The following is a 13,100-nucleotide window of genomic DNA, read 5'->3' as shown; positions in this document are numbered from 1 at the left end:
AAGACATGGTTGAAATCGAACTCGACGGCAAGAAGGTCGAAGTGACCGAAGGCAGCATGGTGATGCATGCGGCCGACAAGGCGGGCACCTATATCCCGCACTTCTGCTATCACAAGAAGCTCAGCATCGCGGCCAACTGCCGCATGTGCCTGGTCGACGTCGAAAAGGCGCCGAAGCCCATGCCGGCCTGCGCCACGCCCGTGACGCAGGGCATGATCGTGCGCACCAAGAGCGACAAGGCCATCAAGGCCCAGCAGTCGGTCATGGAGTTCCTGCTGATCAATCACCCGCTCGACTGCCCCATCTGCGACCAGGGCGGCGAGTGCCAGCTGCAGGATCTGGCCGTGGGCTATGGCGGCTCCTCCTCGCGCTACGAGGAAGAGAAGCGCGTGGTCTTCCACAAGGACGTGGGCCCGCTCATCAGCATGGAAGAGATGAGCCGCTGCATCCATTGCACGCGCTGCGTGCGCTTCGGCCAGGAAGTGGCCGGCGTGATGGAGCTCGGCATGACCCAACGCGGCGAGCATTCCGAGATCGAGACCTTCCTAGGCGATTCGGTCGACTCCGAGCTGTCGGGCAACATGATCGACCTTTGCCCGGTGGGCGCGCTGACCAGCAAGCCCTTCCGCTACAGCGCCCGCACCTGGGAGCTGTCGCGCCGCAAGTCGGTGAGCCCGCACGATTCGACAGGTGCCAACCTGATCGTCCAGGTCAAGAACAACCGCGTGATGCGCGTGGTGCCGCTCGAGAACGAAGACGTCAACGAGTGCTGGATCGCGGACCGCGACCGCTTCTCCTACGAGGCGCTGAACGGGGCCGAGCGCCTGACGCAGCCCATGCTGAAGCAGGGTGGCCAATGGCAGGCGGTCGACTGGCAGACCGCGCTCGAATACGTTGCCAACGGTCTCAAGCAGATCAAGGCAGATCATGGCGCGCACAGCATCGGTACGCTGGCAAGCCCGCACAGCACGCTCGAAGAGCTGCACCTGGCCAAGCTGCTGATGCAGGGCCTGGGCAGCCCCAACATCGACCACCGCCTGCGCCATGCCGAGTTCCGCGCCTTCGAGGGCGTGCGCTGGCTGGGCACTTCGATCGCCTCGCTGTCGCAACTGCAGCGCGTTCTGGTGATCGGCAGCAACCTGCGCAAGGATCATCCGCTGTTCGCGCAGCGCATTCGTCAGGCCGTGCGCAAGGGTGGGGCGCTGAGCGCGCTCACTTCGCCCGAGCTGCTGGCCGACGATGAAGCCTGGGCCATGTCCGTCGCGAATGCCGTTCGCGTGCCGGCGCACGACTGGATCGACGCGCTCGCCGAGATTGCCGGCGCGATCGCCGCGACGACGGGAGCCGCCGCCCCGATCGCCCGCTCTGCCGAAGCCGGCGACCAGGCCAAGGCCATCGCTGCCTCGCTGCTCGGTGGCGAGCGCAAGGCCATCCTGCTCGGCAACGCCGCTGCCCACCATGCCGAAGCCGGCGCGCTGCTGGCGCTGGCGAACTGGATCGGTGCCCAGACCGGCGCCAGCGTCGGCTATCTGACCGAGGCCGCCAACACGCTCGGCGCCCAGCTCGTCGGCGCATTGCCGATGGATGCGGGGCTGAACGCGGGCGAGATGCTGTCGGGTGCGCTCAAGGCCGTGCTGCTGCTCAACACCGAGCCGGTCTTCGACTCGGCGGCCGGCACCACGGCGGCCGATGCGCTCACGCATGCCCAGATGGTCGTGACCTTGAGCCCCTTCAAGGCCAATCTCGAATTCAGCGACGTCCTGCTGCCGATCGCGCCCTTCAGCGAAACGCCGGGCAGCTTCGTCAATGCCGAGGGCCGCGTGCAGAGCTTCCATGCCGTGGTGAAGCCGCTGGGCGAGACGCGCCCGGCCTGGAAGGTGCTGCGCGTGCTGGCCAACCTGCTGGGCCTGCCGGGCTTCTCTTTCGAGTCGGTGGCGGACGTGCAGGCCGACATCGGCCTGGGTCACGGATTGCTGCCGGCCGACAGGCTGAGCAACGCCACTGCGGCGCGCCCTGACGGCGAACGTGCCGCATCGGCCGCGGCACCCGTCGTCGCCTCGATCTACCAGCTCGATTCGATCGTGCGCCGTGCGCCTTCGCTCCAGCTCACCGCCGACGCACGCGCCGCACTTGTCGGGGCTGCGCAGGAGGTGCTCGCATGATCGACACCCTTCATGGCTTCGGCCTCGGCCTGGTCGCGGCGCCGTGGTGGAGCTCCGTCGCCTGGCCGGTGATCTGGACGCTGATCAAGATCGTCGTCGTCGTGCTGCCGCTGATGGGCGCCGTGGCCTACCTCACGCTGTGGGAGCGCAAGGCCATCGGCTTCACGCAGATCCGGCTGGGCCCGAACCGCATCGGTCCGCTCGGCCTGCTGCAGCCCATTGCCGATGCGCTCAAGCTGCTGACCAAGGAAATCATCCTCCCCACGGTCGCCAACAAGGGCCTGTTCCTGCTCGGGCCGATCATGACCATCATGCCGGCGCTCGCCGCCTGGGCCGTGATCCCCTTCGGCCCCGAGGTCGCGCTGGCCAACATCAACGCCGGCCTGCTCTTCGTCATGGCCATCACCTCGCTCGAGGTGTACGGCGTGATCATTGCCGGCTGGGCCTCGAACTCCAAGTACGCCTTCCTCGGCGCGCTGCGCGCCTCGGCGCAGATGGTGAGCTACGAGATCGCGATGGGCTTCTGCTTCGTCGTCGTGCTGATGGTGTCCGCCAGCCTCAACATGACCGACATCGTCTTGGGGCAGGGCAAGGGCCACTTCGCATCGATGGGCATCGGCTTCCTGTCGTGGAACTGGCTGTCGCTGCTGCCGATCTTCGTCGTCTACTTCATTTCCGGCCTCGCCGAGACCAACCGCCATCCCTTCGACGTGGTGGAAGGCGAATCGGAAATCGTCGCCGGCCACATGATCGAGTACTCGGGCATGAGCTTCGCCATGTTCTTCCTGGCCGAGTACGCCAACATGTGGCTGGTCTCGATCCTGTGCGCCGTGCTGTTCCTCGGCGGCTGGCTGCCACCCTTCGATTTCCTCGGCTTCATCCCCGGCTGGATCTGGCTCGGCCTCAAGACCTTCGTCGTGGTCACCATGTTCCTGTGGGTCCGCTCGACCTTCCCGCGCTTCCGCTACGACCAGATCATGCGTCTGGGCTGGAAGATCTTCATCCCGGTCACGCTGGTGTGGCTGGTGGTGGTCGGCGCCTGGATGCAGACCCCGTTCAACATCTGGAAATAACTGGAATCGCCATGGCTGCGACCACTGCAACTACGAACGCCCCGTTCTCGCTCAAGGACTTCCTGTCCAGCTTCATGCTGGTCGAGCTGTTCAAGGGCCTGGCGATCACCGGCAAGTACGCCTTCAGCCGCAAGATCACGGTGCAGTTTCCGGAAGAGAAGACGCCGCTCAGCCCGCGCTTTCGCGGCTTGCACGCGCTGCGCCGGTACGAGAACGGCGAGGAGCGCTGCATCGCCTGCAAGCTCTGCGAGGCGGTGTGCCCGGCGCTCGCTATCACCATCGAATCGGACGTGCGTGACGATGGCTCGCGCCGCACCACGCGCTACGACATCGACTTGACCAAGTGCATCTTCTGCGGCTTCTGCGAGGAAAGCTGCCCTGTCGACTCCATCGTCGAGACCCACATCTTCGAATATCACGGCGAGAAGCGCGGCGACCTGTACTTCACCAAGGACATGCTGCTGGCCGTGGGCGACCGCTACGAAAAAGAAATCGCCGCCAACAAGGCGGCCGACGCCAAGTACCGCTGAGGCGGACCTGGCCCGATAACAAACAACGAAACCGATCCATGGACGTCAAGACCGGTCTGTTCTACCTGTTCGCCGCGGTGCTTCTGTTCGCGGCCTTCCGGGTCATCACCTCGCGCAACCCCGTGTATGCGGCGCTGTACCTGGTGCTGGCCTTCTTCCAGGCATCGGCCATCTGGCTGCTGCTGCGTGCCGAGTTTCTCGCCATCTCGCTGGTGCTGGTCTACGTCGGCGCGGTGATGGTGCTGTTCCTGTTCGTGGTGATGATGCTCGACATCAACGTCGACGCACTGCGACAGGGCTTCTGGAAGCACTTCCCGCTCGCCGCGGGGGTGGGGGCGCTGATCGCGCTGGAGATGGCCGCGGTGCTGATGGGCGGCTTTCGCCTCGCCGAGCCGAGGCGCCCCATGGCCACCGGGCCGGAGACTTCCAACACGCTGGAGCTCGGCAAGCTGCTCTACACCGAATACCTCTACCCGCTGGAGATCGCGGCCGTCATCCTGCTCGTCGCCATGGTCGCCGCCATTGCGCTCACGCTGCGCAAGCGCAAGGACAGCAGGTACGTGAACCCCTCGGACCAGGTGCGCGTGAAGGCGCGCGACCGCGTGCGCATCGTGCAGATGCCGGTGACGCAGGCCGCGCAACCGGTAGCCAATGAAGCGCCCGCAGCCGGGGAGACCAAGGCATGACCCTCACGCTCGGACACTTTCTCTCGCTCGGGGCGATGCTTTTCGCGCTGTCGGTGATCGGCATCTTCCTGAACCGCAAGAACCTGATCGTTCTCCTGATGTGCGTCGAGCTGATGCTGCTCGCCGTCAACATGAACTTCGTCGCCTTCTCGTACTTCCTGGGCGACATGCATGGCCAGATCTTCGTGTTCTTCATCCTGACCGTGGCCGCGGCGGAATCCGCGATCGGGTTGGCGCTGCTGGTGCTGCTGTTCCGCAACAAGTCGAACATCAACGTCGACGAACTCAACGCGCTCAAGGGTTAAAGGCAATCACATGAGCGCAACACTCTCCGCATCCGCGCTGCTCGCGGTTCCCCTGGCGCCGCTCGTCGGTTCGCTGCTGGCCGGCCTGTTCGGCACCAAGTTCGGCGGCAACCGCTTCGGCCGCCGTGCCTCGCACTCGCTGACCATCCTCGGCGTCTTCATCGCCTTCGTGATCTCGGCCATGACGCTCAAGAGCGTCGTGGTCGACGGTGCCCGCTTCAATGCCACCATCTACGAATGGATGGTGGTCGGCGGCATCAAGATGGAAGTCGGCTTCCTGGTCGACGGCCTGACGGCCATGATGATGTGCGTCGTGACCTTCGTCTCGCTGATGGTGCACATCTACACCATCGGGTACATGGAGGAGGACGAGGGCTACAACCGCTTCTTCGCCTACATCTCGCTCTTCACCTTCTCCATGCTGATGCTGGTGATGAGCAACAACATGCTCCAGCTTTTCTTCGGCTGGGAAGCCGTGGGCCTGGTGTCCTACCTGCTGATCGGCTTCTGGTACAACAAGCCTAGCGCCATCTTCGCCAACCTCAAGGCCTTCCTGGTCAACCGCGTGGGTGACTTCGGCTTCATCCTCGGTATCGGGCTGATAGCCGCCTATGCCGGCACGCTGAACTACGGCGAGGCATTCGCCAAGGCCGATGAACTGGCCAAGCTGGGCTTCCCCGGCACCGACTGGATGCTGATCACCGTGATCTGCATCTGCCTGTTCATCGGCGCCATGGGCAAGAGCGCGCAGTTCCCGCTGCATGTGTGGCTGCCCGACTCGATGGAAGGCCCGACCCCGATCTCGGCGCTGATCCACGCAGCGACCATGGTCACGGCCGGCATCTTCATGGTGGCGCGCATGTCGCCGCTGTTCGAGCTGAGCGACACGGCCCTGTCCTTCGTGCTGGTGATCGGCGCGATCACGGCGCTCTTCATGGGCTTCCTCGGCATCATCCAGAACGACATCAAGCGCGTGGTGGCCTACTCCACGCTCTCGCAGCTGGGCTACATGACGGTGGCGCTGGGCGCCTCGGCCTACTCGGTGGCGGTGTTCCACCTGATGACGCACGCTTTCTTCAAGGCGCTGCTGTTCCTGGGCGCGGGCTCGGTGATCATCGGCATGCACCACAACCAGGACATCCGCTGGATGGGCGGCGTGCGCAAGTACATGCCCATCACCTGGATCACCTCGCTGCTGGGCTCGCTGGCGCTGATCGGCACGCCGCTGTTCGCCGGTTTCTACTCGAAGGACAGCATCATCGAGGCGGTGCACGAAAGCCACCTGTGGGGCGCGGGCTTCGCCTACTGGGCGGTGCTGGCGGGCGTGTTCGTGACCGCCTTCTACTCCTTCCGCATGTACTTCCTGGTCTTCCACGGCAAGGAGCGCTACGACCAGAATCCGGACCAGCATGCGCCCGACGAGGAGCCCGACCATGGCCACCACGACAATCATTCCAAGCCGCACGAGTCTCCCTGGGTAGTCTGGCTGCCGCTGGTGCTGCTGGCCATCCCCTCGGTCGTGATCGGCTACATGACCATCGAGCCGATGCTCTACGGCGAGTTCTTCAAGGACGCGATCTTCGTCGATGCCGACAAGCATCACGCGATGAAGGAACTGGCCGAGGCCTTCCACGGCCCCATGGCCATGGCCCTGCATGGCCTGACCGCGGCGCCGTTCTGGCTGGCGCTGGCCGGCGTGGTGCTGGCCTGGTACATGTACCTCGTCAACCCGGCGCTGCCCGAAGCCATCAAGCGCGCCTTCGGCCCGGTCTACCGGCTGCTCGAGAACAAGTACTACATGGACTGGATCAACGAGAACCTCATCGCGCGCGGCACGCGCGCCCTGGGCATGGGCCTGTGGAAGGGCGGCGACCAGGGAATCATCGATGGTGCCATCGTCGACGGCTCCTGGAAGGCCATAGGCCGTGTTGCCGGCGTCGTCCGCTGGATGCAGTCGGGCTACATCTATCACTACGCCTTCGCGATGCTCCTGGGCATCTTCATCCTCATGACGTATTTCGTCTGGTTCAACAGATAAGCGCGCTGCTGGAGAAAAACAAAAATGGGTCTGTTGAGCCTTGCCATCTGGGTGCCGATCGTCTTCGGCGCCGTGCTGCTGGCCATCGGTCGCGAGCAGCACGCGAGCATCGTGCGCTGGATTGCGCTCGTCGGTTCGGTCGTGAGCTTCCTGGCCACCGTGCCGCTCTACACGCGGTTCGAGAACGGCACCGCCGCAATGCAGTTCGTCGAGAAGAGCGGCTGGATCGAGCGCTTCAATGTCAACTACCACGTCGGCCTCGACGGCCTGTCGCTGTGGCTGGTGCTGCTGACGTCCTTCATCACCGTCATCGTGGTGATCTCGGCCTGGGAAGTGATTACCGAGCGCGTCAACCAGTACATGGGCGCCTTCCTGATCCTCTCCGGGCTCATGATCGGCACCTTCTCGGCGTTGGACGGGGTGCTGTTCTACGTCTTCTTCGAGGCGACCCTGATCCCGATGTACCTGATCATCGGCATCTGGGGCGGTCCCAAGAAGATCTATGCCGCCTTCAAGTTCTTCATCTACACGCTGCTCGGCTCGCTCCTGACGCTGGTCGCGCTGATCTACCTGTACAACCGCTCGGGCGGCAGCTTCGACATCCTGAGCTGGCACGAGCTGCCGTTGACGGCCAGGGAGCAGACCTTCCTGTTCTTCGCCTTCTTCGCGGCCTTCGCGGTCAAGGTGCCGATGTGGCCGGTCCACACCTGGCTGCCTGACGTCCACGTCGAGGCGCCCACCGGCGGCTCGGCCGTTCTGGCGGCGATCATGCTGAAGCTCGGCGCCTACGGCTTCCTGCGGTTTTCGCTGCCCATCGCGCCCGACGCCGCGCACGAATGGGCCTGGCTCATGATCGCGCTGTCGCTGATCGCGGTGATCTACGTCGGCCTCGTGGCGCTGGTGCAGCAGGACATGAAGAAGCTGGTGGCCTACTCGTCGGTGGCCCACATGGGCTTCGTCACGCTGGGCTTCTTCATCTTCAACGAGATCGGGATCTCGGGCGGCATCGTCCAGATGATCGCGCACGGCTTCGTCTCGGGCGCCATGTTCCTGTGCATCGGCGTGCTGTACGACCGCGTGCATTCGCGCCAGATCGCCGACTACGGCGGCGTGGTCAACACCATGCCCAAGTTCGCCGCCTTCGCCTTGCTGTTCGCCATGGCCAACTGCGGCCTGCCCGCGACCGCCGGCTTCGTCGGCGAATGGATGGTGATCATCGGCGCGGTGCAGGCCAACTTCTGGCTGGGCGTGGGCGCGGCGACGGCACTGATCTTCGGCGCGGGCTACACGCTGTGGATGTACAAGCGCGTCTACCTGGGCCCGGTGGGCAACGACCACGTGAAGGCGCTGGACGACATCAACGCCCGCGAGTTCCTCATGCTGGCGCTGCTCGCGATCGCGGTGCTGTGGATGGGCCTGTATCCCAAGCCCTTCACCGATGCAACCAATGCCTCCGTGAGCGAGCTGCTGCGCCACGTGCAGACGTCCAAGATTCCAGGCTGAGTAGCCAAGCCCCAAGAGAACGAGATGATTGACAAACTCAGCTGGATGACGATCTACCCCGAGGTGGTGCTGCTGGTCATGGCCTGCATCATTGCCCTGGTGGATCTGTCCACGACCGACACCCATCGCACGCGCACCTACGTGCTGACCCTGCTGACGCTGGCCGTGGTGGCCGTGCTCACCGGCATGCAGGCCACCGACGCGACGAGCCACTACGGCTTCGGCGGCATGGTCGTGAGCGACCCGATGGGCAACTGGCTCAAGTGCTTCGCCTCGGTCGCCCTGATGGTCACGCTGGTCTACGGCCGGCCCTACGCGGCCGACCGCGGCATGCTGCGCGGCGGCGAGCTCTTCACGCTGAGCATGTTCTCGCTGCTGGGCATCTTCGTGATGATCTCGGGCAGCAACTTCCTGGTGATCTACCTCGGCCTGGAGCTGCTCACGCTGTCGAGCTATGCGCTGGTCGCGCTGCGGCGCGACAACGCCGTGGCCAGCGAAGCCGCGATGAAGTACTTCGTTCTCGGCGCCATGGCCAGCGGCTTCCTGCTCTACGGCCTGTCGATGATGTACGGCGCCACCGGCTCGCTCGACACCACCGAGGTCTTCAAGGCCATCGCCAGCCGCAAGGTCAACCACCAGGTGCTGGTCTTCGGGCTGGTGTTCATCGTGGCCGGCCTGGCTTTCAAGGTCGGCGCGGCGCCGTTCCACATGTGGGTGCCCGACGTCTACCAGGGTGCGCCGACCGCGATCACGCTGATGATCGGCGCGGCGCCCGAACTCGCGGCCTTCGCCATCATCATCCGCCTGCTGGTGGAGGGGCTGCTGCCGCTCGCGATCGACTGGCAGCAGATGCTCGCGCTGCTGGCCATCGCCTCGCTGCTGGTGGGCAATCTGGCGGCCATCGCGCAGACCAACCTCAAGCGCATGCTGGCTTACTCGACCATCGCGCAAATGGGCTTCATGTTGCTGGGCATGGTCGCGGGCGTGGTCAACAACAGCACCTACAACGCCCAGTTCGCGTACAGCGCCGCGATGTTCTACATCGTGACCTACGTGCTGACCACGCTGGCCAGCTTCGGCATCATCCTGCTGCTGGCGCGCGAGGGCTTCGAGAGCGAGGAGATCACCGATCTCGCCGGCCTCAACCAGCGCAGCCCGCTCTATGCCGGCGTGATGGCCATCGCCATGTTCTCGCTGGCGGGCATCCCGCCGCTGGTCGGCTTCTACGCCAAGCTGGCGGTGCTGCAGGCGCTGATCGCCTCGGGCCAGGGCCTGTATATCGCGCTGGCGGTGTTTGCGGTCGTGATGTCGCTGGTCGGCGCGTTCTACTACATCCGCGTGGTCAAGGTCATGTACTTCGACGCCCCGGTGACGGCGAGCACGGTCTCGGCGCCGCGCGACGTGCGCGCCGTGCTGGCGCTCAACGGCGCGCTGATCCTGATCCTGGGCATCGTGCCCGGCGGCCTGATGGCGCTGTGCGGCCGGGCCATCGTGGCCACCTTGGCCGGTTGATTTCGTGTTGCAGGGGGCGTCCGTCTGGGTGGTGCTGCTGGTCGCGCTGCTCGCGGCCAACCTGCCCTTCCTGAACGAGCGCCTGTTCGGCGTGGTGCCGCTGGCAGGGCGCGCCAAGTCGCTGGCCCTGCGGCTGGGCGAGCTGGTGATCCTCTATTTCGTAGCTGGCGGCATCGGGCTCCTGTTCGAGCGCCGCGCCGGCCAGATCGCGCCGCAGGGCTGGGAGTTCTACGCGGTGACCGCGGCGCTCTTCGTCGTGCTCGCCTTCCCGGGCTTCACCTGGCGCTACCTTCTCAAGCATCGGAAATGACATGAGCCCCCACGCTTTTCACTTCGTGTATTCGCTGCCCCCGAGGGGGTCGAAGGCCTCCCTTGGGGCGGCCCGGCCGGAGGCCTGACATGGACGACGCGCATCTGAAAGAAGAGGGCACTGCCAGCGAGCAGCTCTTCAAGGGCAACTTCCTGCATGCCAAGCGGGACACCGTACGCCTGCCCAATGGCAAGAGCGCGACGCGCGAGTACATCGTTCATCCCGGCGCGGTGGTGGTGGTGCCGCTGCTGGACGACGGGCGCGTGGCGATGGTGCGCCAGTACCGCTACCCGATCGATCGGGTAATGACCGAGTTTCCAGCCGGCAAGCTCGATCCCGGCGAGGACCCCTTGTTCTGCGGCCAGCGCGAGCTGCAGGAGGAAACCGGCTACACCGCACGCGAGTGGGCCCATGCCGGGGCCATGCACCTGGCGGTGGCCTATTCGACCGAGATCATCCACATCTACTTTGCGCGCGGCCTCACGGTGGGCAGCCAGCAGCTCGATCACGAGGAGTTCGTCGAAACGACCACGGCTACGCCCGCGCAGCTGATGGACTGGTGCCGCGACGGCACCGTGTCCGATGCCAAGACCCTGACCTGCACGCTGTGGCTGCAGAACGTCCTGTCCGGCGCGTGGGTGCTCGACTGGCAAAGCACTGCTTTGCCCGCGGGCGGCTGATAATCCGCCCGATGAAGGTCCTCAATCTCCAATGCGCGCACGGCCACGGCTTCGAGGGCTGGTTCGCGTCCAATGACGACTTCAACACCCAGCTCTCCGGTGGCCTGGTGTCCTGCCCCATGTGCGGTGACACCGCCATCACCAAGCTGCTCACCGCGCCACGCCTGAACCTCGGCAGCGCCAAGCCGCCCGCCGAGGCCGCCCCGGTGCCCGTTGCCGCCCAGAACGACTCGCCGGAGGCGCGCTGGATGCGCGCCGTGCGCGAGGTGATGGCCAAGACCGAGGACGTCGGCGACCGCTTCGCCGCCGAGGCCCGCAAGATGCACTACGGCGAGGCCGAGGAGCGCGGTATCCGCGGCCAGGCCACGCGCGAGGAGGCCCGCGATCTGCTCGAGGAGGGCATTTCGGTCTTCTCGCTGCCGCTGCCGCCGGCCCTGAAGGAAACGCTTCAGTAGGCGGCCGCGCGGCCGTGACACGTGTTGTCTCAGGCCGCGAACTGCAAGGCGGCCAGCCGCGCGTAGACGCCGTTCTGCGCCACCAGCGTGGCATGCGTTCCCTGCTCCACGATGCCGCCGTGGTCGAGCACGATGATGCGGTCGGCCTTTTGCACCGTCGCCAGCCGGTGCGCGATGACCAGCGTGGTGCGGTTCGCCATTGCCGATTCCAGCGCCGCCTGCACCATCCGCTCGCTCTCGGCGTCCAGCGCGCTGGTCGCCTCGTCGAGCAGCAGCAAGGGCGGGTTCTTGAGGATGGCCCGCGCGATCGCGATGCGCTGGCGCTGGCCGCCTGACAGGCGCACGCCGCGCTCGCCGAGGAAGGTGTCGTAGCCCTCGGGCAGGGCCCGCAGGAAGCCGTCGGCGAAGGCGGCGCGCGCCGCGGCATGCACCTCCTCGGCGCTGGCCTCGGGCCGGCCGTAGCGGATGTTCTCGAAGGCGCTGGCTGAGAAGATCACCGCGTCCTGCGGCACCAGGCCGATTCGCGTGCGCAGCGCTTCCAGCGCCAGGTCGGCGAGCGGCGCCCCGTCGAGCAGGATGCGGCCCGATTGCGGGTCGTAGTAGCGCAGCAGCAGCTGGAACACCGTGCTCTTGCCCGCGCCGCTCGATCCCACCAGCGCCACCGTTTCACCGGCCGCGATGTCCAGGCTGAAGTCCCGCAGCGCAGGCGTGCCGGGGCGCGAGGGGTAGTGGAAGGTGACCCGCTCGAAGCGCACCGCACTTCCGGCCTCCGGCACTGTTGCCTGCGCGGGCCGGGCGGGCGACACGATCGCCGGCTTCGCGTGCAGCAGCTCCATCAGCCGTTCGGTGGCGCCGGCCGCGCGCAGCAGGTCGCCGTACACCTCACCCAGTACCGCCGCGGCGCTCGCCAGGATGATCACGTAGACCACCGTCTGCCCAAGGTGCCCCGCCGTGATGTCGCCGCGCAGCACCGCCTGCGTGCCCTGGTACAGCCCCCACAGCAGAGCGGCCGAGGTGGCGATGATGATGAACGCAACCAGCACCGAGCGCGCCTTGGTGCGCCGCACCGCCGTGCGGAAGGCGTTGTCGGTCGAGGTGTCGAAGCGCGCCGCTTCGCGCGACTCTGCCGTGTAGCTCTGCACCACGGGAATGGCGTTCAGCACCTCGGCCGCGATGGCGCTCGAATCGGCCACCCGGTCCTGGCTGGCGCGCGAGAGCCGGCGCACCCGGCGGCCGAACCACATGCTGGGCAGCACCACCAGCACCAGGATGCCCAGCACCTGCACCATCACGTAAGGGTTGGTCCAGATCAGCATCGCCAGCGCGCCGGCGCCCATCACCGCGTTGCGCAGCCCCATGCTGAGCGACGACCCGACCACGGTCTGCACCAGCGTCGTGTCCGCCGTCAGGCGCGACAGCACCTCGCCGGTCTGGGTGGTTTCGAAGAAGGCCGGGCTCTGGCGCAGCACATGGGCGTAGACCGCGTTGCGCAAGTCGGCCGTCACGCGCTCGCCCAGCCAGCTCACCGTGTAGAAGCGCGCCGCCGAGAAGACCCCGAGCGCCACCGCCACGCCGAAGAGAGCCAGGAAATGGTCGCGCAGTGCCATCGTCTGAGCGCCGGGGTCGGCGCCGGCCAGGCCGCCGTCGATCAAGCTGCGCAGGGCGACCGGGAACACGAGGGTGGTCACGGCCGCGAGGACCAGGAATACCGCCGCGAGCGCGATCTGCACCCGATACGGCCGCAGGAACGGCGACAGGCCGGAAAGCGATTTGGGCGTGCCCTTGGCGGCAGGCGACGAACTGGGGGAAACCATGGGGTCGCATTCTAGCGAACGCTTGCCCCTTC

Annotated in this window: 12 protein-coding genes; 11 read left to right on the top strand and 1 reads right to left on the bottom strand. The window is 66.0% G+C overall.

The genetic code is table 11. From position 1 onward, the window contains the following. Positions 1 to 5 precede the first annotated feature (5 nt). From nuoG to ACMGEZ_RS07900, 11 genes are all read left to right on the top strand, one after another. Entirely contained in the window at positions 6 to 2,162 is a 2,157-nt protein-coding gene (gene nuoG / locus ACMGEZ_RS07950; RefSeq protein WP_436821715.1) for an NADH-quinone oxidoreductase subunit NuoG, read from the top strand. Further along, positions 2,159 to 3,235: an NADH-quinone oxidoreductase subunit NuoH gene (nuoH, locus tag ACMGEZ_RS07945; protein WP_436821714.1), complete on the top strand. Its 1,077-nt coding sequence runs from the start codon at positions 2,159 to 2,161 to the stop codon at positions 3,233 to 3,235. The genes nuoG and nuoH overlap by 4 nt, the downstream gene beginning before the upstream one ends. Before the next feature lie 11 nt (positions 3,236 to 3,246). Continuing rightward, a complete protein-coding gene (gene nuoI, locus ACMGEZ_RS07940) occupies positions 3,247 to 3,765 on the top strand; it encodes an NADH-quinone oxidoreductase subunit NuoI (RefSeq protein ID WP_162586500.1) in 519 nt (172 codons plus the stop codon). A 38-nt stretch (positions 3,766 to 3,803) separates the two neighbouring features. After that, complete coding sequence (locus tag ACMGEZ_RS07935) at positions 3,804 to 4,451, top strand: NADH-quinone oxidoreductase subunit J (RefSeq protein WP_436821713.1); 648 nt, start codon at positions 3,804 to 3,806, stop codon at positions 4,449 to 4,451. After that, positions 4,448 to 4,756: an NADH-quinone oxidoreductase subunit NuoK gene (gene nuoK, locus ACMGEZ_RS07930; RefSeq protein WP_286371385.1), complete on the top strand. Its 309-nt coding sequence runs from the start codon at positions 4,448 to 4,450 to the stop codon at positions 4,754 to 4,756. Before ACMGEZ_RS07935 ends, nuoK begins: the two co-directional genes overlap by 4 nt. A gap of 10 nt (positions 4,757 to 4,766) precedes the next feature. Beyond that, positions 4,767 to 6,794, top strand: coding sequence for an NADH-quinone oxidoreductase subunit L (gene nuoL / locus ACMGEZ_RS07925; protein WP_436821712.1), 2,028 nt, complete (start codon positions 4,767 to 4,769; stop codon positions 6,792 to 6,794). A 24-nt stretch (positions 6,795 to 6,818) separates the two neighbouring features. After that, a complete protein-coding gene (locus tag ACMGEZ_RS07920) occupies positions 6,819 to 8,297 on the top strand; it encodes an NADH-quinone oxidoreductase subunit M (protein WP_436821711.1) in 1,479 nt (492 codons plus the stop codon). A gap of 24 nt (positions 8,298 to 8,321) precedes the next feature. Further along, complete coding sequence (gene nuoN / locus ACMGEZ_RS07915; RefSeq protein ID WP_436821710.1) at positions 8,322 to 9,809, top strand: NADH-quinone oxidoreductase subunit NuoN; 1,488 nt, start codon at positions 8,322 to 8,324, stop codon at positions 9,807 to 9,809. A 4-nt stretch (positions 9,810 to 9,813) separates the two neighbouring features. Beyond that, complete coding sequence (locus tag ACMGEZ_RS07910) at positions 9,814 to 10,119, top strand: DUF2818 family protein (protein WP_436821709.1); 306 nt, start codon at positions 9,814 to 9,816, stop codon at positions 10,117 to 10,119. An 89-nt stretch (positions 10,120 to 10,208) separates the two neighbouring features. Then, positions 10,209 to 10,799 (top strand): NUDIX domain-containing protein, encoded by a 591-nt coding sequence (locus ACMGEZ_RS07905; RefSeq protein ID WP_436821708.1) that lies wholly within the window; start codon positions 10,209 to 10,211, stop codon positions 10,797 to 10,799. Between the two features lie 11 nt (positions 10,800 to 10,810). After that, a complete protein-coding gene (locus ACMGEZ_RS07900) occupies positions 10,811 to 11,254 on the top strand; it encodes a DUF1178 family protein (RefSeq protein WP_436821707.1) in 444 nt (147 codons plus the stop codon). 29 nt (positions 11,255 to 11,283) lie between these two features. Here the strand turns inward: ACMGEZ_RS07900 and ACMGEZ_RS07895 are convergent, their stop codons facing one another. Beyond that, positions 11,284 to 13,068 carry an ABC transporter transmembrane domain-containing protein gene (locus ACMGEZ_RS07895; RefSeq protein WP_436821706.1) on the bottom strand — a complete coding sequence of 595 codons (1,785 nt, stop codon included), beginning with the start codon at positions 13,066 to 13,068 and terminating at the stop codon, positions 11,284 to 11,286. Positions 13,069 to 13,100: the final 32 nt, after the last annotated feature.

It is taken from the genome of Variovorax stachyos (assembly GCF_051400855.1).
Lineage (GTDB): Bacteria > Pseudomonadota > Gammaproteobacteria > Burkholderiales > Burkholderiaceae_C > Variovorax.
This window is presented reverse-complemented; position numbering and strand designations above follow the sequence as displayed.